The 20956-nt window shown below is 73.4% G+C and carries 19 protein-coding genes and 1 pseudogene; 12 read left to right on the plus strand and 8 right to left on the minus strand.

What is annotated here, in order from left to right; translation table 11 throughout:
• The first annotated feature begins 8 nt into the window (after window positions 1-8).
• Together OG389_RS31870 and OG389_RS31875 are read left to right on the plus strand one after the other, a co-directional pair.
• Window positions 9-362 (plus strand): GNAT family N-acetyltransferase, encoded by a 354-nt coding sequence (locus tag OG389_RS31870; protein WP_328302093.1) that lies wholly within the window; start codon window positions 9-11, stop codon window positions 360-362.
• Window positions 356-985, plus strand: a complete 630-nt coding sequence (locus tag OG389_RS31875) for an arylsulfatase (RefSeq protein ID WP_328302095.1) — start codon at window positions 356-358, stop codon at window positions 983-985. Before OG389_RS31870 ends, OG389_RS31875 begins: the two co-directional genes overlap by 7 nt.
• A 366-nt stretch (window positions 986-1351) precedes the next feature.
• Here OG389_RS31875 and gndA read toward each other — a convergent pair whose 3' ends face one another.
• Window positions 1352-2797 carry an NADP-dependent phosphogluconate dehydrogenase gene (gndA, locus tag OG389_RS31880; protein ID WP_328302097.1) on the minus strand — a complete coding sequence of 482 codons (1446 nt, stop codon included), beginning with the start codon at window positions 2795-2797 and terminating at the stop codon, window positions 1352-1354.
• Between the two features lie 206 nt (window positions 2798-3003).
• Between gndA and OG389_RS31885 the strand changes: the two genes are divergently transcribed.
• Window positions 3004-4236 carry a transglycosylase family protein gene (locus tag OG389_RS31885; RefSeq protein ID WP_328302099.1) on the plus strand — a complete coding sequence of 411 codons (1233 nt, stop codon included), beginning with the start codon at window positions 3004-3006 and terminating at the stop codon, window positions 4234-4236.
• Here the strand turns inward: OG389_RS31885 and OG389_RS31890 are convergent.
• Window positions 4228-5154, minus strand: a pseudogene (locus OG389_RS31890) (DMT family transporter); the annotation flags it as partial. The gene OG389_RS31885 and the pseudogene OG389_RS31890 sit on opposite strands and share 9 nt — an antisense overlap.
• Before the next feature lie 201 nt (window positions 5155-5355).
• Between OG389_RS31890 and OG389_RS31895 the strand changes: the two are divergent.
• Window positions 5356-6831 carry an SDR family NAD(P)-dependent oxidoreductase gene (locus OG389_RS31895; protein WP_328302101.1) on the plus strand — a complete coding sequence of 492 codons (1476 nt, stop codon included), beginning with the start codon at window positions 5356-5358 and terminating at the stop codon, window positions 6829-6831.
• Between the two features lie 106 nt (window positions 6832-6937).
• On the opposite strand, the gene OG389_RS31900 is transcribed toward OG389_RS31895, so the two are convergent.
• Window positions 6938-7273 (minus strand): hypothetical protein, encoded by a 336-nt coding sequence (locus tag OG389_RS31900; RefSeq protein ID WP_328304253.1) that lies wholly within the window; start codon window positions 7271-7273, stop codon window positions 6938-6940.
• A 342-nt stretch (window positions 7274-7615) separates the two neighbouring features.
• Between OG389_RS31900 and OG389_RS31905 the strand changes: the two genes are divergently transcribed.
• Together OG389_RS31905 and OG389_RS31910 are read left to right on the plus strand one after the other, a co-directional pair.
• Complete coding sequence (locus tag OG389_RS31905) at window positions 7616-7792, plus strand: hypothetical protein (RefSeq protein WP_328302103.1); 177 nt, start codon at window positions 7616-7618, stop codon at window positions 7790-7792.
• A gap of 147 nt (window positions 7793-7939) precedes the next feature.
• Window positions 7940-8932: an NAD-dependent epimerase/dehydratase family protein gene (locus tag OG389_RS31910; RefSeq protein ID WP_328302104.1), complete on the plus strand. Its 993-nt coding sequence runs from the start codon at window positions 7940-7942 to the stop codon at window positions 8930-8932.
• Here the strand turns inward: OG389_RS31910 and OG389_RS31915 are convergent.
• The 3 genes from OG389_RS31915 to OG389_RS31925 are packed head-to-tail and all read right to left on the minus strand — an operon-like array spanning window position 8920 to window position 11839.
• Window positions 8920-10365: a lipase maturation factor family protein gene (locus tag OG389_RS31915; RefSeq protein ID WP_328302105.1), complete on the minus strand. Its 1446-nt coding sequence runs from the start codon at window positions 10363-10365 to the stop codon at window positions 8920-8922. The genes OG389_RS31910 and OG389_RS31915 overlap by 13 nt on opposite strands.
• Window positions 10323-10919 (minus strand): DUF1990 family protein, encoded by a 597-nt coding sequence (locus tag OG389_RS31920; protein ID WP_328302107.1) that lies wholly within the window; start codon window positions 10917-10919, stop codon window positions 10323-10325. The genes OG389_RS31915 and OG389_RS31920 overlap by 43 nt, the downstream gene beginning before the upstream one ends.
• A complete protein-coding gene (locus OG389_RS31925; protein WP_328302109.1) occupies window positions 10916-11839 on the minus strand; it encodes a YndJ family protein in 924 nt (307 codons plus the stop codon). Before OG389_RS31925 ends, OG389_RS31920 begins: the two co-directional genes overlap by 4 nt.
• A gap of 185 nt (window positions 11840-12024) precedes the next feature.
• On the opposite strand from OG389_RS31925, the gene OG389_RS31930 reads away from it, so the two are divergent.
• The 5 genes from OG389_RS31930 (at window position 12025) to OG389_RS31950 (ending at window position 18105) form a co-directional block, all read left to right on the plus strand.
• A complete protein-coding gene (locus tag OG389_RS31930) occupies window positions 12025-13326 on the plus strand; it encodes a DUF6777 domain-containing protein (RefSeq protein ID WP_328302111.1) in 1302 nt (433 codons plus the stop codon).
• Between the two features lie 7 nt (window positions 13327-13333).
• On the plus strand, window positions 13334-15397 hold the full coding sequence (locus OG389_RS31935) for a SpoIIE family protein phosphatase (RefSeq protein ID WP_328302113.1): 2064 nt from the start codon (window positions 13334-13336) through the stop codon (window positions 15395-15397).
• Between the two features lie 148 nt (window positions 15398-15545).
• Window positions 15546-16766: a hypothetical protein gene (locus OG389_RS31940; RefSeq protein WP_328302115.1), complete on the plus strand. Its 1221-nt coding sequence runs from the start codon at window positions 15546-15548 to the stop codon at window positions 16764-16766.
• A 20-nt stretch (window positions 16767-16786) separates the two neighbouring features.
• Window positions 16787-17647, plus strand: a complete 861-nt coding sequence (locus tag OG389_RS31945) for an Fpg/Nei family DNA glycosylase (RefSeq protein WP_328302117.1) — start codon at window positions 16787-16789, stop codon at window positions 17645-17647.
• Between the two features lie 59 nt (window positions 17648-17706).
• A complete protein-coding gene (locus OG389_RS31950; protein ID WP_328302119.1) occupies window positions 17707-18105 on the plus strand; it encodes a hypothetical protein in 399 nt (132 codons plus the stop codon).
• Window positions 18106-18138: 33 nt separating this feature from the next.
• Here the strand turns inward: OG389_RS31950 and OG389_RS31955 are convergent, their stop codons facing one another.
• Both OG389_RS31955 and OG389_RS31960 read right to left on the minus strand, forming a co-directional pair.
• The gene (locus OG389_RS31955) at window positions 18139-18603 is read right to left on the minus strand and encodes a hypothetical protein (RefSeq protein ID WP_328304255.1); all 465 of its coding nucleotides are present in this window, start codon (window positions 18601-18603) and stop codon (window positions 18139-18141) included.
• Window positions 18604-18836: 233 nt separating this feature from the next.
• Complete coding sequence (locus OG389_RS31960; protein ID WP_328302121.1) at window positions 18837-19376, minus strand: sigma-70 family RNA polymerase sigma factor; 540 nt, start codon at window positions 19374-19376, stop codon at window positions 18837-18839.
• 306 nt (window positions 19377-19682) lie between these two features.
• Between OG389_RS31960 and OG389_RS31965 the strand changes: the two genes are divergently transcribed.
• Window positions 19683-20888, plus strand: a complete 1206-nt coding sequence (locus OG389_RS31965; protein ID WP_328302123.1) for a CapA family protein — start codon at window positions 19683-19685, stop codon at window positions 20886-20888.
• Window positions 20889-20956: the final 68 nt, after the last annotated feature.

The raw sequence follows: 20956 nt of genomic DNA on the forward strand, positions 1-20956 counted from the left end.
TCGGGACCATGCCGCAGAGCGATCCGGTCGAGTTCGAGGACGACCGAAAGTCCGGGAGGCTGCTGGCCGTCGAGGACGGGGCGGTGGTCGGTTTCATCGCCTACTTCGTGCTCGCCGAAGCCCCCCACGCCCTCGTGGCGGTCCACACCGTCGTCGAGCCGGGACACGAGGGTCGCGGGATCGCCGGGAACCTGGTGAAGACCTTCTACGGGATCGCGGCCGGGGAGGGCGTGCCGGTGGTGCCCCTGTGCCCGTACGCCGCGAGCTGGGCCGCCAAACACCCCGACCAGGCGCCCGGGGCTCCGGCCGGGGTCGTGGCCGCGGCCAAGGCGCAGCTCGACTCCGACTCCGACCTGTGGTGACGCCGCTGACCCTCCTGCACACCTCACAGGCGCACGTGCCGGTCTTCGACGCCCTGCGGGACCGGAACCACCCCGGAGCCGTACTGCGGCACCTGGTGGCTCCGGAACTGCTGGACCGGGCCCGCGCCGAAGGGCCGCAGGCGGTGGCCCCGGCCCTGCGGGACCTGCTCGGGGGTTCGCGCGGGCCCGTGCTGGTCACCTGCTCCTCCATCGGGGGGACCGCGGAGGGCCTGGCCGCGGACATCGGCGTCCCGGTCCTGCGGGCGGACCGGCCGATGGCGGCGGCCGCGGTGCGCACCGGCAGCCGGATCGTCGTGCTGGCCACGGTGGAGTCGACCGTCGCCCCGACGCGGGAACTGCTGGCCGAGGAGGCCGCGGGCCGTCCCGTGGAGATCCGTACGCACCTCGTGGCCGGGGCCTGGGACCGCTTCGAGGCGGGTGACGTCGCCGGCAACCACCGCCTGGTCGCGCAGGCCGCCGACGCCGTCACCGACGCGGACGTCATCGTGCTGGCCCAGGGCTCGATGGCCGGCGCCGTGGAGTTCGTCACGACCCGGACACCGATCCTGACCAGCCAGTCGTCCGGTCTGGCCGCGGGGCTGGAGTTGTTGGAGGGCGTGTAGGGGCATGTCCGCGGGGATCGGGGGAACATGGGCTGCATGGTGCGAAAGTCAGAAGAGACGCAACCACCGGCCCCCGGCCCCGGACCGACCCCGAAGCCCGGACCGCCCCCGCAACCCGGGCCGGTACCCGTGCCCGATCCGGCCCCGGTGCCGGTACCCGAGCCGGCCCCGCAACCCGGGCCGGTCCCGGTCCCCGATCCGCTCCCGGAGCCCGCCCCGGTACCGCAGCCCGACCCGGTCCCGCGCCCGGTGCCACCCGAGCCCGTCCCCTTCCCGGAGCCGGACCCGGTGCCACCGCCACCGGGGCCCGCGCCGCTGCCGCAGCCCGGGCCCTGGAGCTGAGCGGTCCCGGACCGCCCGGGCGGCTCAGACCGTACGGACCTCGGAACGGTCACCGCTCCACAGGGTGTGGTACGAGCCCTCGCGGTCGGTGCGCCGGTAGGTGTGCGCCCCGAAGAAGTCGCGCTGGCCCTGGGTCAGCGCCGCCGGGAGCCGCTCCGAGCGCAGGGCGTCGTAGTACGCCAGCGAGGCCGCGAAGGCCGGTACCGGGATGCCCTGGCGGACCGCCGCCACCAGCACCTCGCGCCAGTCGTGCTGCGCGGCGCCGATCTCCCCGGCGAAGCCGGCGTCCGCCAGCAGGCTCGGCAGCTCCGGACGGGCGTCGTACGCGGCGCGGATCCGGTCCAGGAACGCGGCCCGGATGATGCAGCCGCCACGCCACAGCGAGGCCACGGCGCCCGGGTCCACGCCCCAGCCGTACTCCTCGCTGCCGGCCTGGATCTGGTGGAAGCCCTGGGTGTACGAGACGATCTTCGAGGCGTACAGGGCCTGCTCGACCTGCGCCGCGAAGGCGTCCGCGGCCTCGGCGGACAGCGGCGCGGCCTTCGGGCCGGCCAGCTCCCGGGCGGCGGTACGCAGGTCGCCGTGGCCCGAGACCGCGCGGGCGAAGACCGCCTCGGCGATGCCCGACACCGGCACGCCCAGGTCGAGGGCGATCTGCACGGTCCAGCGGCCGGTGCCCTTCTGCTCGGCGGCGTCGGCGACCACGTCCACGAACGGCAGGCCGGTCGCGGCGTCCGTGTGCGCGAGCACCTCGGCGGTGATCTCGATCAGGTACGAGTCCAGCCGGCCCTCGTTCCAGGAACGGAACGTCTCGGCGATCTTCGCGGGGGAGTATCCGGCCACCTCGCGGAGCAGGTGGTAGGCCTCGGCGATGAGCTGCATGTCGGCGTACTCGATGCCGTTGTGGACCATCTTGACGAAGTGGCCCGCGCCGTCGGGGCCCACGTGGGAGGTGCACGGCGTTCCGTCGGCGGCCTTCGCGGAGATCTTCTCCAGCAGCGGGCCCAGGGAGGCGTACGACTCCTCGGAGCCGCCGGGCATGATGCTCGGGCCGAGCAGCGCGCCCTCCTCGCCGCCCGAGATGCCGACGCCCACGAAGTGCAGGCCCTGCTCGCGCAGCTCCTTCTCGCGGCGGCGGGTGTCCTCGAAGTGGGCGTTGCCGCCGTCGATGATCACGTCGCCGGGCTCCAGGAGCGGCGCGAACTCGCGGATCACCGCGTCGGTCGGCTCACCGGCCTTCACCATGACGATCAGACGGCGCGGGCGCTCGAGCGCGTCCACGAACTCCTTCGCGCTCCCGGCGGCGATGAAGGAACCCTCGTGCCCGAACTCCTCCACGAGTGCCGTGGTCTTGGCGGTGGTGCGGTTGTGGACGGCGACGGTGAACCCGTTGCGTGCGAAGTTGCGGGCGAGGTTGCTGCCCATCACCGCGAGTCCGGTGACGCCGATCTGGGCCGTACTGCTGCTCATTGCGTGCGCTCCTGAGTGCTTCGACAGTGCATTCGACGTGCGGAGGAATGCCGGAACACCGACGCTACATCGGTGGAGATCCTCAGCGATGTCCCGCATTCGGCGGGAAATCAACTTCCGCTCCAACGTGTCTTGTTGTGCGCCTTGTCATGTTCCGGACGCGGCGTTAGGTTGCGGGGTTCCTGATGTCTTCGATGGGGGCTCCCATGGGTGTACGGGGCCGGCACCGCCGGTATCAGCCGAGCAGCATCAACCGCGCCTCGCTCGCGGTCACCGCGGGCGGCGCCGGGATCGCGCTGCCCCTGATCGGTGCCGGGGCCGCGCACGCCGCCTCGGTGGACACCTGGAACAAGGTCGCCGCCTGCGAGTCCACCAGCAACTGGCACATCAACTCCGGCAACGGCTACTACGGCGGCCTGCAGTTCAGCCAGAGCACGTGGCGCGCGTTCGGCGGTACCGCCTACGCCGCCCGCGCCGACCTGGCGACCAGGGACCAGCAGATCGCGGTGGCGGAGAAGGTGCTGAAGGGTCAGGGCCCGCAGGCCTGGCCGGTGTGCGGGAAACAGGCCGGACTCAGCCGCAGCGGCCCGGCGCCGTCCACCGGTACGCAGCCCGCGGCGGCCGCCCCGGTCCAGCAGGCGAAGGCCGCCGCGCCGCAGAACCCGCCGCAGAGCGCCCCGCAGGGCACGGCGCCCCGCCCGACCGGGACCTCCGTCCTGCCCAACCCGTACGTGGTCGCACCGGGGGACTCGCTGTCGGCGATCGCCAGCGACCAGCACGTCGAGGGCGGCTGGCAGTCCCTGTACGAGACCAACCGGGCCGTCGTGGGCGGCAACCCGGACCTGATCTTCCCCGGACAGCGGCTCACCCTGCGCGTCACGGCGGCCCCGCCCGCGCCGCCCGCCCAGAATCCCGAGAAGCCGCCGCGCACGGCCGAACCCGTCACGCCCGTGGAACCCGTGGCGCGGACACCCGAGACGAAGCCCGCCGAGAAGCCGGCGGAGAAACCCGCCGAGAAGCCGCAGTCCCCGTCGGGAGCCTTCTCCGCTCCCGTCGCCGCGGGTCTCGGCACCGCGTACCACGTAGCGGGCTCGTCCTGGTCGAGCGGTTACCACACCGGTGTCGACTTTCCCGTGGCGACCGGCACCACCGTCAAGGCCGTCGGCGCCGGCCAGGTCGTCTCAGCGGGGTGGGCCGGTGCGTACGGGTACCAGGTCGTCATCCGGCACGCCGACGGCCGGTACTCCCAGTACGCGCACCTGTCGGCGCTTTCGGTCAAGGCCGGTTCGCAGGTCTCGGGCGGGCAGCGCATCGGCCGCTCCGGCTCGACCGGCAACACGACCGGACCGCACCTGCACTTCGAGATGCGCACGGGACCCGGCTACGGCACCGACATCGACCCCCTGAAGTACCTGCGCGCCCACGGCGTCGACATCTGACTCCGACGTCCGGCCCGGGGCCACCGGATCCTGAGCAGGGGCCGGTACCACGGCGCCCCGAGCCGGCCCCGGGGGTACGGGCGCGGTCGCTTCCCGAGGTGCGACGGTGAGCAGGACGAGCCCGGCCCCGGCCAGGGCCGCGCTCGCCAGTGCGGCGGCGGCTCCGGCCGCCCCGTACCGGAAGCCCTCGTCGAAGAGCGCGATGCCGACCGCCGCCGCGACCACCGGGTTGGCCACCGTCACGGTGGCCAGCGGCGCGGTCAGCCCGGCGCCCCGGTAGGCCGCCTGCGACAGCAGCAGCCCGGCCGCGGCCAGCGCGGCGATCGCGGTCAGCTCCGGCCACAGCGGGACCAGCGCGTCCGGGGCGAAGCTCTCGGCGACCGACTTCGTGAACACCGAGGCCATGCCGAAGGCCGCACCGGCGGCCGAGGCCAGCAGCACGCTGCGCACGGTCGCCCGCCGTACCCGCCGGGCGGCCAGGAACAGTACGGCCGCCCCGGCCCCGGTCACCGACAGCAGCAGGCTCTGCTCGCCGCCCGACAGGGTCTGCCCGTCCCGGCCGTCCCCGCCGGTCAGGGCCAGCAGCCCGGCCAGCCCGGCCGTGGCCAGTACGGCCCCGCGCCAGGCGGCGGCGCCCGCCCGGCGCCGTACGAACACGGCCGCCATCGGGAGCGCGAAGACGATGGTGAGCGCCCCGAGCGGCTGCACCAGGCTCAGCGGCCCGTAGGCCAGCGCCACGACGTGCAGCAGCGCGCCGAGGCCGTTCAGTGCGACGGCGGCGTACCAGGCACCCTGGCGCACGGGGGCGTAGGGCCGGCCCGCCGTGCGGGACGCGACCCGTTCCTGGACGATCGCCCCGCCCGCGTACGCCACGGCGGACACGAGGCAGAGCAGGACCGAAACGGCTAGGGCACTCATAAAAGTCACAATGCCCGACCCGGGGGAGCTATTCCTCCCCCTACAGGTGGGCACGTGTACGGCTTGAGGAGTACTCCGTACGCAGTAGCGGGGAGCGGCACAGTGCGTTTGTCTTCCCACCGGGGGGATCCGTACACTAGCCCTTTTGGGGACTTCCGCAGCCGGCGGACGCGGACGAGTGATCAAGGAACGACAGCGGGTATGACGGTGACCGAAGACAGCCAGGTGCACGGCCACGCCTTCGGGCCGGGCATCGACCCCGACCGCCTGGCCCTCTGCCTGAGCGTGCTCGACGAGCTGGACAAGCTCGACGTCGACCACCCGGACGCGATCACCGTGCGCCGTGCCACCGCCGGTCTCTACCGCACGGTCAAGCAGCGCCGCCGCCAGGACCGCCGCGCCGCGAAGACCGCCAACGACAAGGCCGTCACCGAGGCGACCGCGACCGGCTCCGCCGAGCGCATCGACGACGAGACCCAGGGCAACGCCCTGACCGCCGCCGCCAAGGGTCCGATCGCCGGAATCCTGCAGCGCCCGCGCTCCTGCTACGTCTGCAAGACCCGCTACGTAGAGGTCGACGCGTTCTACCACCAGCTCTGCCAGGACTGCGCCGCCTTCAACCACGAGCGACGCGACGCCCGCACCGACCTGACCGGCCGCCGCGCCCTGCTCACCGGCGGCCGCGCCAAGATCGGCATGTACATCGCGCTGCGGCTGCTGCGCGACGGCGCGCACACCACGATCACGACCCGCTTCCCCAGCGACGCGATCCGCCGCTTCAAGGCGATGCCCGACAGCTCCGAGTGGCTGCACCGGCTGAAGATCGTCGGCATCGACCTGCGTGACCCCGCCCAGGTCGTGGCGCTGGCGGACTCGGTCGCCGCCGAGGGCCCGCTCGACATCCTGATCAACAACGCCGCGCAGACCGTACGCCGCTCCCCGGGCGCCTACAGCGAGCTCGTCGCCGCCGAGAACGCCCCGCTCCCCGCGGGCGAACTGCCGAGCTCCGAGGTCATCGGCACCTTCGGCAGCGGCACCGTGGACCGCGTCGCCGCGCTGCCCACCGGCAAGGGCGAGAAGCTCAGCGCCCAGGACATCACCGAGCTCGCGCTGGTCTCCGGCTCGGCCTCGCTGGAGCGGATCGCCGCCGGCACCGCGATCGACGCCGGCGGTCTGGTCCCCGACCTGCACGACACCAACAGCTGGATCCAGACGGTGTCCGAGGTCGACCCGATCGAGCTGCTCGAAGTGCAGCTGTGCAACTCCACCGCGCCGTTCATCCTGATCAGCAGGCTCCGCCCGGCGATGGCCGCCGCCGCGGCCGGCCGCCGCTACGTGGTCAACGTCTCCGCCATGGAGGGCGTCTTCAGCCGCGGCTACAAGGGCGCCGGCCACCCGCACACCAACATGGCCAAGGCCGCGCTGAACATGCTGACGCGCACCAGCGCCCAGGAGATGTTCCAGAAGGACCAGATCCTGATGACGGCCGTCGACACCGGCTGGATCACCGACGAGCGCCCGCACCCGGACAAGATGCGCCTCGCCGAGGAGGGCTTCCACGCCCCGCTCGACCTGGTCGACGGCGCGGCCCGGGTCTACGACCCGATCGTCCGCGGCGAGGCCGGCGAGGACCTGTTCGGCGTCTTCCTCAAGGACTACGCGCCCGCCAACTGGTAGACCGCTCCGGCGGGTCCGCCGAAGCCGGCGCGTCAGTCCGCACGGTCGGCACGTCCACCGCGCGCGCCCGGTCCCTCCCGCGAGAGGGCCGGGGGCGCGCGGCGATTCACGCCGTGCGGTCGTAGGCCCCGGCCGCGACCAGTTCCAGCACCGGCCGCCAGTCCTCCAGTACGCCCGCGTCCAGTCCCGCGGCCCTGCCCGCCTCGGCGGCCTGGTTCAGGGAGTCGACATCGGGGTCGGCCCCGTGGGCCGGCGCCCCCGGTGCGTGGAGCCGTACGAGCCGGGCCACCCGCTCGCCCAACAGCGGACGGATCACCTCCGCCGGCTGGTCGATCAGCAGCCCCGCGACCTGGAGCTCCTTGTCCGAGGGGTGGGAGCGGCGCAGCAGCGCCGCCGCCCGCATCCCGTGGCCGTCGCCGTGCCCGCTCCGCAGCAGGTCCATCAGTTCCCCGACGCTCCCGACGACCGCCGGCACTCCGGACTTCGCCACTGTCGTTCCCTCCGTCGCCCGACCGCGCATCACCCGTATGGCGCCGTCGAGCAGATCATTCCTTCGCGACACGAATCCGTGCGAGGTGATGAACTCATGGCGAAAACAAGCGGTCCAGCGTGGATTTTACCTTTCCATCGAGCGGGGGTGCGCTCATATGTGTACTCTGAGCGCCATGAGAGCCCTACCCGGGTTCTCGCTCCACCAAGGCGCCACCGCGTCCGGAAACCCTTTATTCCTGCTACCGGCGAGCGGTCCGCGCCCGCCGGGTTACGCGACACAAAGGAGTGCGCGGTGACACCAGAAATGACGAAGGCCGACCAGGCCACGAGGGAACGTACGGGGTCGCGGAGCGGTAAGCGCCCCGAGACGCTCGGCAACCTGGAGGTCTGGGCACGGTCCGCCCCGATCCGCCTCGCCGGCTACGAGGACGACCTCGCCGAGCCGCACATCCTTCCCGGCATCGACTAGCCGGCGCCCCACACGAGTGTTCCGAGCCCCCGCGCCGACGACCGGCGGCGGGGGCTCGGAAGTTCCCGGGAACGGTACGCCGTCGGCGTCATCGCTGTGGGCGATCAAGGGTTACCGGCGGCCCCGCTCCCGGGCAGGCTGACCAGCATGAAGCTGCTGATGCTGGGTGGTACCGAATTCGTCGGGCGCGCGATCACAGAAGACGCCCTGGACCGCGGCTGGGAGGTGACCGTCTTCCACCGCGGGCAGCACGCGCCCCCCGCCGGCACCAAGGCCCTGCACGGGGACCGCACCGCCCCCGGCGGCCTGGACGCCCTCGCCCACGGGGAGTGGGACCTCGTCGTGGACACCTGGGGCGGCGCCCCCACCGCCGTACGCGACAGCGCCCGACTGCTCGCCGGCCGGGCCGGCCGGTACGCGTACATATCCAGCCGCTCGGTGTACCAGTACCCCGCACCGGCGGGACTGGACGAGGACGGCCCGCTGGTCGACGGCTCGCCCGACGCGGGCTCCGTCGCCTACCCCGAGGACAAGCGCGGCGGCGAGATCGCCGCCGCGGACGCCTTCGGCGACCGCGCCCTGCTGGTCCGCGCCGGGCTGATCCTCGGCCCGTACGAGAACGTCGGCCGGCTGCCCTGGTGGCTGAACCGCACCGCGCGGGGCGGCCCGCTGCCCGCCCCCGGGCCGAGCGGGCTGCCGCTCCAGTACGTGGACGTACGCGATCTCGCGCGCTGGACCCTGGACGCCGCCGGAGCCGGGCTCGGCGGCCCGTACAACGTGGTCTCCCCGACGGGCCACGCCACGATGGGCGGCTTCCTGGAAGCCTGCGCGAAGGTGACCGGCGGCGCCGCCGAGCTCCGCTGGACCGATCCGGCCCGGATCGAGGAGGCGGGGGTGCAGCCCTGGACGGAGCTGCCGGTCTGGCTGCCCGAGGGGGAGATGCACGACTTCATGTACGGCGGTGACGTGACCAGGGCGTTGGAGGCGGGCCTGGTGTGCCGTCCGGTCGGGGAGACCGTCGCCGACACCTGGGCCTGGCTCGGCACCCTGGGCGGGGTGGCGCCGCAGCGCTCCGACCGGCCGTCCCCCGGGATGAGCACGGAACAGGAGGCCGTACTCCTCGGGCCTCAGGGCTCGTAGGGCTCCGACCGGGCGGCCTGTGCGAGCCGGGTCGGCGGGAGGTACTCGCGCACCAGCGTGCGGTGCCACCACGCGCCCGTCTCGCGCAGCTCGCGCCAGGTCGTGAACCGGTAGCGGTACAGCCGTGCCCGGACGTAGAGCGGCGGCGCGTCCGGGAAGGGATTGTGCCGGATCAGCCGCAGCGTGTCCCGGTCGCCCGCCAGCAGCCGTTCCACGAACGGCCCGAACCAGTCCCGGGCGTAGCCGGGGGAGAGCGCCGCGAACCACATGAGCCAGTCCAGGCGCAGGTGGTACGGGGCGAACTGGCGCGGGGTCCGGCGCACGTCACCCGGCTTGCCCTTGAACCCGTACTCCCGCCACGCGCCGTCCTCCCGGGGCAGCCGGTCCGCGGTGCCCTCCACCACCACCTCCTCGCGGATCCGGCCCACCGTGCCGAACGCCCCGTAGGTGTTGACCAGGTGGAGAGGATCGAAGGACCGGTTCATCACCTGGCGGCGCGAGACCATGTTGGCCACCGGGTGCCGGCTGAGCACCAGCACCAGCACGGTCAGCGCGCACACCGCCACCACGTACCAGAGCGGACCCTCCCGGGAGGCGGCCGGCGGCGGGGCGCCCGCGAACGCGCCGAAGTCGACGGCCGGCAGCGCCGCCGTGATCGTGATCCAGTTCAGCCAGGCGAAGTTCCCCGACAGCACCAGCCACAGCTGGGTCGCCACGATGGTCATGGCGGCGTACGAGGCCACCGGCTGCGGGGCGAACAGCAGGACCGGGACGACCAGTTGGGTCACATGGTTGGCGGCGCACTCCACCCGGTGCAGCGGCTTCGGCAGATGGTGGAAGAACCAGCTCAACGGACCGGGCATCGGCTGCGTCTCGTGGTGGAAGTAGAGGCAGGTGAGCCGCCGCCAGCAGGGGTCGCCGCGCATCTTGATCAGCCCCGCGCCGAACTCCACCCGGAAGACCACCCAGCGCAGCAGCCACAGCACCAGCACGGGCGGCCCGGCCTGCGCGTTGCCGAGGAAGACCGCCAGGAAGCCGACTTCCAGGAGCAACGACTCCCAGCCGAAGGAGTACCAGGTCTGTCCCACGTTCACGACGGACAGGTACAGCGCCCACAGCAGCGCCCACATCACCATCGCCGCGCCCAGCGGCACCGCGTCCCCGGCCCCCGCGGCGAGCGCCGCCGCCAGCGCGGCGCCGAACCAGGCGCAGGAGGCGAAGAACCGGTCGGAGTAGTGGAGCTGGAACAGGCTCGGGGCCCGGCGGAAGGGCGCGTACCGCAGGTACCGGGGCACGGGCAGCATGCCCTGCGCCCCGATCAGCGCTCGGAACTGCAGGGCGGCCCCGGTGAAGGCGACGAGGTAGACGCCGGCCAGGGCCCGTTGGAAGATCAGCCGCCCCAGCCAGTATCCGGGCGCCGTGAACCAGTCCATCGCCTCCAGTATCCGGCCGGCCGGGTGCCCGTGCCGAGTTCCCGTACGAACCGCCCGAGCCGGCGGGCGTAGGCCTGCTGGAGGAAGGGGGGGACCGGGCCCGCCAGGCGCATGTACCAGCGTGCCGGGAGGCTGAAGGCGTTCACCTCGAACCACACCGAGCCGTCCGCCTCCATGTCCACCACGAAGGACTCCTCGCCGCGCGCCGGATGCCCGGCCAGCGTCCCGTAGGCGAAACCGATCCGCCGGGGCTCGTACGCCGTCCAGATCACCTCGCACGGGGCCTCGATCCGCAGCGGACCCACGCCCATCCCGACCACTACCCGGTCACCCGGCCGGACGGGCCCGCCGTCGGCCGTGACGAGCATCCCCGAGCCGCGGTGCGCCCGGAAGGTGGTGACGGCGGCGCCGGCCGCTTCGAGTACCGTCCGCCCGTGCCCGATCCGGGTGCGGTGGTGGGTGATGTTGTATCCGGCGGGCAGCGGACGCCGGGCCGTGGCGCCCCGGTCGGGGTAGTTGAGGGTGCTGCGGCCTGCGCTGATGAGGCGGGTCATGCCGTGATCTCCGTTCGGGAGGTCCGGTCGGTTCGGGCGGTTCGGCCCGCCCGGCCGGTCCGGTCGGTTCGGCCGGGGGCCAGGCGGTGCCAGGCCAGCAGTGAGCACAGGGCGAATCCGAGGGCGTTGCCGAGACCGTGGGTCGCGGCCATCCAGGTCAGGGTGGGGTGCACGATCCCGGTGGCCTCGCCGAGCGCCCACCACAGGGCGAGCAGCATGGTGGCCACCAGGACGGCCGCCGAGGTCCCCAGCAGCGCGCCGGTCACCCGGTCCCGTCCGGCGGCGCCGGGGCGGATGTCCCGCCAGGTCAGCAGGGCCACCGCCCACATACCGCCGGTCAGCGTCACCGCTCCGACCAGCTCGGCCCAGTCGTCGACGAAGTAGCCGAGGAGGACGAGCAGCGTCCCGGCCGGGACGCTGTACGCCGCCCAGCGGGCGAGGGCTCCGGACGCGCCGGCCGACCGGCAGACCAGGCCGGCGACCAGGGCGGCGGTGAACCCGGCGAAGTGGAAGTGCGGCACGGTCAGCGCGAGGATGTCGAGGTCGAAGCCGAAGAGCCGGTGTCCGGCGCGTTCGGCGACCAGCGCGGTACCGGCGACCGAGGGCGCCGCCAGCGCGGTGAGGACGGCCGCCTCGGCGGGGGAGGGGGCCCGCCCGGGCCGGCCGCCGCGCGCCCGCAGGGTCGCTGCCGCCCGGGTCAGGGCCCGCCCCGCGAGGGTCAGGGTGGCCGCCGCGTAGAGTGCGGCCAGGACCGTGGCGGGGGCTCCGCGCGGCATCCAGAGGCAGGCCGCCCCGGGAACCGCGAAGAGCGGCCACAGCCGGGCCGTTCGGCCGAGCCGGACCGGATCGATCAGGCGCAGGCCGGCCGGGACGACGTAGAGCATGCCCAGCGTGACGATGAGATTCACCAGCACGGTCACCGCGGTCTCCCCCTTACGGAACGAACGCGTTGAACGCGTTCAACTCACGGTGGTGAGCCTAGACGGTCTCTTGAACATGTTCAAGACGCCGCTCCCGCGGGGCCGGACTCCCGACCCTCCGGTTGCGTCTGCCGCGTACATACGGCAGACAAGAGGAATAAACCGGGGCGAAAAAGGAGAAAAACGTGCACGCACCGACACCTCGTCAGGCGACGCGTCGTCACGCACCGGCCCGCACGGCCCTCTTCGCAGCCCTAGGACTCCTCGCCGCGGCCTGCGGCGCCTCCGCCGAGGACGGACAGACCAAGGGACCCGCCGCCGAGAGCCAGGAGGTCCACCTCCAGCCCGTGGCCTCGGCCGGCCCGGACCCCTTCACCACCTCCTCCGCCATGGGTGAATCGGCCCCGGTCCAGCCCCCGGTGCCCAACGCGACCGGCCAGGGCATCCGTACCGTCAACGCCGCCACCCCCGGCCTGTACGGCGGAACCCAGCGGCTCGGCAGCTGTGACGTGGAAGCGCAGGTCCAGTCCCTCACGGCCGACGACGGCAAGGCCCGCGCGTTCGCCGAGGCCTCCCAGATGAAGCAGGAGGAGATCCCCGACTTCCTGCGCGGCCTCACCCCGGTCGTGCTGCGCGCCGACACCCGGGTGACCAACCACGGCTTCGCCGACGGCAGGCCGAACGCCTTCCAGTCCGTCCTCCAGGCCGGCACCGCCGTCCTGGTGGACTCCCACGGAATGCCCCGCGTCCGCTGCGCCTGCGGAAACCCGCTGATGGCGCCGCGCGCCGCGCAGGGGGCCCCGGTGCTCAAGGGCGATCCGTGGACCGGTTACCAGCCCAACCAGGTCGTGGTCATCGAGCCGACCGCACAAGTGATCAACAGCCTCGTCATCGTCAACATCACCGACAACACCTGGATCGAGCGCAGGACCGGCGACGACGGAGCCCAGGACCGCGCCCCCGTGACACCCCCGCCCTACGACCCGGCCGACGGCATCCCCGCCGGACCGGCGACGCCGCCCGGCACCTCGCCGGCCGATCCGTGTCCGACGCCGGACAGCAACAGCCTGGCCCGCACCTCGCCGCCCGTCCCCGGCAAGCCGAGCCCCGGGGGGAGTCCGGTCCCGAAGGCGGCCGACTGCCCGCCCGGCGCCCCGCAGACCGTCCCGAACACCCCGGTGGTCCCCGACCAGCCGTCGTCCGGAATCCCCTCGGGGCCGCCCACCGTGCCTCCGCCGGCCTCCGACGTGCCCTCGGACGTGCCCACGGACCTCCCGTCCGATCTGCCCGGCCAGACGCCGGGCGACCCGGGGATCCTGGTGGGCCCCGACGGGTCCCCCTCCCGGCCCAGCGGCCCGGACGCGCCCTACGACCCGTTCGCGGAGCCGTACACCGACCCCTGGACCGCTCCCTACAGCGACCCGTACGCCGTCCCCGACCAGCAGCCCCCGGCCCCGGATCAAGGCCAGTACCTGGAGAGCGCCTGACCGGCCCGTGTGTCATGGTGGACCGGTGCCGACCTCCGTATCGCTGCCGGACGACTGGCCCGCACACCCGGACCGGTCGCTCTCGCTGAACCGCATGGGGAGTTTCGACTGGGACCTGGTCACCGGTCTCATGCACATGGACTCGGCAGCCCTCGAGGTCTTCGACACCACCCCCGACGAGTACGACGGACGGCCCGAGTCCCTCGCGCCGCGCGTCCCGCCCGCCGAGAGCGTCCGCCTCGACGCCCTGGTCTCCTCCGCGCTCAAGAGCGGCGTCGACAGCTACGGCGCCTACTTCCGCATCCGCTGCCACGACGGCCGGCTGCGCTGGACGCACACCCAGGGCCGGGTCATGCGCAGCCCGGACGGGCGCCCGTACCGGATCATCGGCATCGTCCGCGACGCCACCGAGGAGCTCAGCCACTCGGCGGAACGCCTCGGGCTGGACGAGGAGCGGCGCCGGCAGACGTCGGTGGTGGAGAGCACCACCGCCGCTCTCGCGCACGCCCGTACCGTCCAGGACGTCATCGACGTGCTCGGCGACGCGCACGGCATGGAGCGGCTCGGTTCGATGGGCATGGTGATGGGCCTGGTCGAAGCCGGCCGGATCCACCTCGTCGCCGAGGGCCCGGAGGGCAGTTTCGTCCCCGGCACCCGCTACACCCGCATCGACGAGCAGTACCCGATGAGCGAGGTCGTCCGCTCGCTCCAGCCGCGCTTCCTCGACTCCGCGGCCGAGTTCGCCGCCGGGTATCCCGGGCTCTGGTCGCAGATCTCGTACATGGAGATCTCGGCGGCCGCGTACCTGCCGCTGATCGCCCAGGCCCGCCCGATCGGTGCGATCGGGCTGCTCTACCAGCACAAGGACGGCTTCACCCAGGACGAGCGGAACCTGCTCGTCGCCCTCGGCAGCAGCATCGCGCAGAGCCTGCAGCGGGCGATGCTGCTGGAACAGGAGCACGACCTGGCGGAAGGCCTCCAGCAGGCGATGCTGCCGCGCCGGATCCCGTCCGTGCCGGGCGCCGAGATCGCCGTGCGGTACCGCTCGGCCCGGATGGGCCAGGACATCGGCGGCGACTGGTACGACATCATCCCGCTGCCCGGAGGGCGGGTCGGTGCGGTCATCGGCGACGTCCAGGGCCACGACACGCACGCGGCGGCCGTCATGGGGCAGCTCCGGATCGTGCTGCGCGCCTACGCCGCCGAGGGGCACTCGCCGGGCACCGTCATGGCCCGGGCCTCCGTCTTCCTGCACGAGCTGGACACCGACCGCTTCGCGACCTGCACCTACGTCGAGGCCGACCTCTCGACCGGGGTCCTGCAACTCGTCCGGGCCGGCCACATCGACCCCCTGCTGCGCACCCTCGACGGTGGCTGCGAACGCCTCGCGCTGGAGGGCGGCATGCCGCTCGGGCTGTCCGCGGAGTTCGGGTGGCTGGACTATCCGGTGACCACTGTGGAGATGGGTCCCGGGGAAACGCTTCTGCTGTGTACGGACGGCCTGGTGGAACAGCCCGGAGCCGACCTCGACGACGGCATCCAGCTCCTCGCCTCCATGGTCCGCAATGGCCCGGCGGACCTGGCCCTGCTCGCGGACCGGCTGTGCGAGGTCGTCGACGACCGGGGCGGCGACGACGACATGGCGCTCCTGCTGCTGCGCCGCGATGCCGAGGAGGTCCCGCAAGGCGGCGGCCGCCTCCAGCAGCACGTGGCCCCCGGCGATCCGGAGGCCCTGGTGTCGGCCCGCCACATGATCGGCGCGGCGGTCCGGGCATGGGGCGCGCGCGACCGGGCCGACGAGATCGAACTGATCGCGGACGAACTCATCGTCAACGCCCTCATGCACACCGACGGTCCGGCCATCGTGACGCTGCGTGTCCTGACCGGCCCCCAACGCCGGCTCCGGGTGGAGGTCGAGGACCGCTCCAGCGCCCTGCCGCGGCGCCGGGAGGCAGGGGACTCCGGGGTCTCGGGACGCGGCCTGATGCTGGTGGACCGGCTGGCCGACGCCTGGGGCGTGGAGCCGCGGGGTAGCGGCAAGTGCGTGTGGTGCGAGTTCACGATGGCGTGAACACGCCCGGCCCCGCGGTGGGCCGGGCCCGCGCGCGTGCGGGGCCGGGTCGGAGTGCGGGGCCGGGTCGGCGTGCGGGGCCCGGTTCGCGGGCCGTGGCGGAAAGTCCGTTGCGGGCGCGCGGGCGGTTCGCCGATGATCGGCGGCGATGACTCACACCATGGACGACGTCCGCACGCTGCTGAAGTCGGGAGATCTGCCCGGTGCCGTACGAGCGCTGCGCCCGCACGCCGAGACCCTCCCGCTGGGCGAACTGGCCCGGGCCGTCCGCGCCCTGGCCGACGCCGCCGGGTTCAAGGACCTGGCCAAGGCGGCCAGGACCGCCGCCAAGCGGCCCGATGAGCCCCAGGCCCTCTACGACCTCGGCTACGGCTGCGTCGAACGCGGCATGGCCTTCCTCGGCATAGCCCCGCTGCGTGCCGCGCTCGCCCGGGTCCCCGACTCGCGCACCCTGCTCGCCGAGCTCGCCTCCGCCCTGGAGGACGAGGAACGGCACGCCGAGGCCGCCGCACTGCTCGCCGCCCGCGGGGACCGGCTGCCCGCCTGGCCCGAGACGTACCTCCTCGTCCACCACACCCTCCTCGCCGGGGACCTCCCCGCCGCCCGCACCGCCGCCGGCCGGCTGACCGCCCCCGAGGACGACACCTGGAACTGGGCCCACGCCCGCCAGCGCCGGATCCTCGCCCGCGCCGAACTCGCCGCCACCGCCGGGCCGCTGGACTCCACCGACCTGCGCGGCTGGCAGTTCGCGCTCACCGGGACCCTGCTCGGCACCCTCTCCCCGTACGGCTACGCCGCCGGCATGACCGGCCGCTACGCCTTCCTCGGCGACACCCACGACAGCTGCCGCCGCGGCCTCGCCCGCCTCGCGCTGGCCCTGGACGCCACCGGGCCGCGCCCGGCCTCGGTCTCGCTGCTCCCGGGCCGGTCCGACCGGATCCTCGGACTGGCGGCCGCGAGCATCCTCGAGCTGCCCTGCGTACCGTACGAGCCCGCGCGGCCGGACACCCTCGTCGTCGCGTACGACCTGGGCGAAGCTGACCCGAGCCTGCGCGAGCGCGCCGACGGGCAGGTCCTCTACGAGCACGCCACCCGGTGGACCAGTCCGCCGCCGGTCAGAGCGGACTTCAGCGCGCTGCAGGCACAGTTCACCAAGGAGCCCTGGGAGGACGACGCCCGGCCGGCGGAGGAGATCGCCCGCGACGTCGCCGCCGCCGACCCCACCGCCGACGAGGGCGACGGGACGACCCCGCCCGACACCGACGAGGCGTTCCGGGCCTACGCCGCGGCCCTCGCGCCCGGCTGGCTCACCGGCCCCCGGGACCGGGTCGGCTCCCCGGGCCCGGTCCCCAGCTCGCGCTTCGCCTGAGGCCACGGCAGTCTGGGGGCATGCCCGAGCTGCCCGAGGTCGAGGCCCTGCGCGAGTTCCTCGACGAGCACCTCGCCGGGCGGGTGGTCCAGCGCGTCCTCCCGCTCGCGGTGAGCGTGCTCAAGACCTACGACCCGCCCCTGACCGCGCTCGAAGGACAGCCGGCCGGTGCCACGGCCCGGTACGGCAAGTTCCTCGCCCTGCGGATCGGCGAGCTGCACCTCGTCACCCACCTCGCCCGGGCCGGCTGGCTGCGCTGGATCGACAGCGTTCCCGCGCAGCCGCCGCGCCCCGGCAAGGGGCCGCTCGCGCTGCGCGTCGTACTGGAGGACGGCAGCGGTTTCGACCTCACCGAAGCCGGCACCCAGAAGCGGCTCGCCGTCTACGTCGTCCGCGATCCGCAGGAGGTCCCGGGCATCGCCCGCCTCGGCCCCGACCCGCTCGCCGAGGACTTCGACCGCGAGGCCTTCGGCGCGCTGCTCGCCGGGGAACGGCGCCAGATCAAGGGCGTGTTGCGCGACCAGGGCGTCATCGCGGGGATCGGCAACGCCTACAGCGACGAGATCCTCCACCACGCGAAGGTCTCGCCCTTCAAACTGGCCGCGTCCTTCGACGAGGCGCAGGTGGACCACCTGTACGCGGCCGTCCGGGAGACCCTGCGCACGGCGGTCGAGCGGGCGCACGGCGTGGCGGCCGGCCGGCTCAAGGCCGAGAAGAAGAGCGGGCTGCGGGTGCACGGCCGCGCGGGCGAGCCGTGCCCGGTGTGCGGGGACACCGTCCGCTCGGTCTCCTTCGCCGACTCCTCGCTCCAGTACTGCCCCACCTGCCAGACCGGCGGCAAGCCGCTCGCGGACCGCAGGCTGTCGAAGCTCCTCAAGTAGCGACGCCATGCACGACAGGGGCCCTTTCCGCGGCCGGTGACGGCGGTAGACTCCGCCCCATGGCCGAGCCGCAGCAGCCGCCCCGACGCGAGATCGTCACGGGTGTCCCGCGAGGCACCCGGCGCCGGCCGCCGCCGCACGCCCCGGCCTGCTCCGAGATCTCCGAGCAGACCACCCTGGGCGCCACCTACGTGCGCTCCCTCATGCGCAGTCAGCTCCGGGCCGGACTCTGTGCCCTGGCGGTGCTCGCCGTGCCGGTGGGCGTGCTGCCGCTGCTGTTCCTGCTCCCGCGCGTCGCGTCGGGCCCGCTGGTCTGGGTCGTGCTCGGGGTCCTGGTGTACCCGGTGCTGTGGTTCGTCGCCCGGACGTACGTGATCCGGGCCGAGCGCAACGAGGCCGATTTCACGGGCCTGGTCAGCGACCCCACCGAGCCCCCGGGGCCGCGCCGGCCGGAGTAGCCGCCGGCGGGCGGCCGCCCCGGGGCGGGCCGGTCAGAACAAGTGCATCGCCAGGTGGCCCAGGGGGAGGCCCAGCTGCCAGGCCGGGGTCCAGACGCGGGCGTTCTCGTCGAGGCCGGGCGGGGTGTCGGCGTGGCCGTGCCGGCCCGGGTCGAGGTTGGTGGCGAAGAGCTCCGTCTGATCCAGCCAGCGCCAGGCCGCGCGGGCCAGTTCCAGGTCGGGGTCCTCGCCGCGGCCGCGCTCGCGGGCCTCCTCGCCCAGCGCCAGGATCCGGGTGTGGACCCAGTCGCGCCAGGGATGACCGTACGCCGTCAGCGACATCCACTCGTCGAGCTGTGAGACGACCCGGATCCCGGAGAGCTCGCCGGCGGCGTCGGAGAGGTAGATGGTCAGCGCGAGCGTGTCGCGTCCGGCACGGAACTCCAGGGTGCTGACCGGGATCAACCGGCCCGTGCGCAGCAGTTCGTCGGCGATGTACTCCGCGTAGAGCCACGCCATGGGCACCGCGAGCCCACCGTCACTGGTGCCGTTCGTACCCTCGGGCTGCACCGTTCCACCTTCTCCCGCATGCGTCGAGTCATCCCGCCGTCAGCGCCGAGCCTTCCTTGCGGGGCTCACACGATGGGGGATGTTTACTCAACTTGAACGGTCCGATGCTGAATTCGATGCGGTTTGTGTCCGGTTCACGGGTGTTCGGGCCAGCCTTTGGCGCATTGCCCGTGTACCGGGCCTCAGGCGCCGAGCCCGTAGCCGTACCCCTGGAGCCCCTTGCGCAGGGCGCGCAGGGCGTAGTGGGTCCGGGACTTGACCGTCCCTGCCGGAATGCCCAGCTCCGCCGCGGCCTCGGCCACCGAGCGGTCCTGGAAGTAGACCTGCATCAGCACCTCACGGTGCTCCTGCCCCAGCGAACCCACGGCCCGCCGTACGTCGATGGCCGTCACCGAGCCCGCGACCGCGTCCCCCGGCGCCGCCGCGTGCTCCAGCCCCTCCGGATCCACTTCCTGAGGCCGCGACAGCCGGGCCCGCCGGGCGTCGATGGCGAGCCGCCGGGCCACCGTGAACAGCCAGGGCCGCAGGGACTCGTACCCGCTCGCCAGGACCTCGGGATGCTGCCAGAGCCGTAGCAGGGTCTCCTGCACCAGGTCCTCCGCACGCTGGGCGTCACCGGCCGTGAGGCCCAGCAGGAAACCGAACAGAGCTCGTCCGTGTTCGCGCTGGAGTTCGGCCAGCGCCTCGGGGTCGGTGCGGCTGAGGGTGGGGGCGAGGGGCACAGGAGGCTCCTTCCGGGGGTCGGTCCGGGTTGGGTTCGAGGTCGACGGATCCACCCTGACCTGCACCGGGCCGCCCGGGAACCGTCCGGCCCGAGTGGTGCGCCCAAGCACCCGGGTCGTCCGGTGGGCGGCCGCGCGGGGCGTTGAACGGTCGAACGGCGCGCCGAACGGCCATTGGGGTGAGTGCGGAGCCGGGGGCGGAGCCGTCTCTTGACTCGCCACGTCTCTTTCTATGAATTGACAGGTGATCAGATAGTCGGACTAATTCCGGACCTATTTCGGACGCACTGAGGAGAGCCGGCACAGATGACCACGCGCACCCGCCACGCCCTCGCACTCCTGACCGCCGTGGTGCTGTCGGCCGTCGCCGGCTGCTCCGGCGGCGCGGACCGCTCGCCGGCCCGCCTGGCCGGCTCCCCACCGGCGCAGGCCCCGCCCGGTGCGGCCGGAGCCACCACGGCGCCCGCCGCGAAGGGCTTCACTCTCGTGGCGAGCGGTGACGTCCTGCCGCACGAATCGGTCATCCGGCGCGCGGCCTCCGACGCGGACGGCGAGGGCCACGACTTCCGGCCGATGTTCTCCGGGGTCAAGCCGCTGGTCTCGGCCGCGGACCTGGCGATCTGCCACATGGAGACCGTTTACGGGCCGGACGGCGGTCCGTTCACCGGATACCCCGCGTTCCAGTCCCCGCCCGAGGTCGCGGGAGGCCTCAAGGACGCCGGGTACGACGGCTGTTCCACCGCATCGAACCACACCCTCGACGGTGGCGCCGAGGGCCTCAAACGCACCCTCGACACCTTCGACAAGGCCGGTCTCAAACACGCAGGCTCGGCCCGCACGGAGGCCGAGGCGAAGACCGTGACGATGTACGCGGCGGGCTCCGCGAAGGTCGCGCACCTCGCGTACACCTACGACACCAACGGCTACCCGATGCCCGACGGCCAGCCCTGGGCCGTCAATCCGATGGAGGAGGAGAAGATCGTCGCGGACGCGCGGGCCGCCCGGAAGGCGGGCGCCGACGTGGTCCTCGTCAGCCTCCACTGGGGCACCGAGTGGCAGACCGAACCGGACGAGAAGCAGCTCTCGCTCGGCAAGGCGCTGACCGCGTCGCAGACCGGCGGACGCCCGGACGTGGACATGATCCTGGGCACGCACGCCCACATCCCGCAGGCGTACGAGAAGGTCAACGGGACCTGGATCGTCTACGGCATGGGCGACCAGGTCGCCGGCGAGATGTTCAACCACACCGGCGCCCGGGACATGCGCGGCAACTACGGCTCCATCGGCCGCTTCACCTTCGCCCCGCCGGCCGCCCCCGGCCAGCGCTGGCAGGTCACCAGGGCCGAGTTCGTCCCGCAGATGATGGACCTCGGGGCCGGCCGGGTCGTCAACCTGCCCGCCGCGCTCGCCCAGAACCCCGGCCGCGAGGACTACGAGAGCGCCCGCGACGATATCGCCGAGGCCGTGCTCGGCCGCGGCGCGGCCAAGGACGGGCTGACGATGGCGAAGTAGGCCCGCCCCCAGGTGTCCGCCGGCCGGTGCACCGCGGCGGACACCGCGACCCGTCGAACCCTTCCGGC

The organism is Streptomyces sp. NBC_00435 (assembly GCF_036014235.1).
Classification (GTDB): Bacteria; Actinomycetota; Actinomycetes; order Streptomycetales; family Streptomycetaceae; genus Streptomyces.

Bases quoted from the DNA above. Each gene is read 5' to 3' on its own strand.
- OG389_RS31870 (WP_328302093.1), top strand. From the start codon at position 9: ATGCCGCAGAGCGATCCGGTCGAGTTCGAGGACGACCGAAAGTCCGGG.
- gndA (WP_328302097.1), bottom strand. From the start codon at position 2,797: ATGAGCAGCAGTACGGCCCAGATCGGCGTCACCGGACTCGCGGTGATG.
- OG389_RS31885 (WP_328302099.1), top strand. From the start codon at position 3,004: ATGGGTGTACGGGGCCGGCACCGCCGGTATCAGCCGAGCAGCATCAAC.
- OG389_RS31895 (WP_328302101.1), top strand. From the start codon at position 5,356: ATGACGGTGACCGAAGACAGCCAGGTGCACGGCCACGCCTTCGGGCCG.
- OG389_RS31900 (WP_328304253.1), bottom strand. From the start codon at position 7,273: ATGGACCTGCTGCGGAGCGGGCACGGCGACGGCCACGGGATGCGGGCG.
- OG389_RS31910 (WP_328302104.1), top strand. From the start codon at position 7,940: ATGAAGCTGCTGATGCTGGGTGGTACCGAATTCGTCGGGCGCGCGATC.
- OG389_RS31915 (WP_328302105.1), bottom strand. From the start codon at position 10,365: ATGGACTGGTTCACGGCGCCCGGATACTGGCTGGGGCGGCTGATCTTC.
- OG389_RS31920 (WP_328302107.1), bottom strand. From the start codon at position 10,919: ATGACCCGCCTCATCAGCGCAGGCCGCAGCACCCTCAACTACCCCGAC.
- OG389_RS31940 (WP_328302115.1), top strand. From the start codon at position 15,546: ATGACTCACACCATGGACGACGTCCGCACGCTGCTGAAGTCGGGAGAT.
- OG389_RS31945 (WP_328302117.1), top strand. From the start codon at position 16,787: ATGCCCGAGCTGCCCGAGGTCGAGGCCCTGCGCGAGTTCCTCGACGAG.
- OG389_RS31950 (WP_328302119.1), top strand. From the start codon at position 17,707: ATGGCCGAGCCGCAGCAGCCGCCCCGACGCGAGATCGTCACGGGTGTC.
- OG389_RS31955 (WP_328304255.1), bottom strand. From the start codon at position 18,603: ATGGCGTGGCTCTACGCGGAGTACATCGCCGACGAACTGCTGCGCACG.
- OG389_RS31965 (WP_328302123.1), top strand. From the start codon at position 19,683: ATGACCACGCGCACCCGCCACGCCCTCGCACTCCTGACCGCCGTGGTG.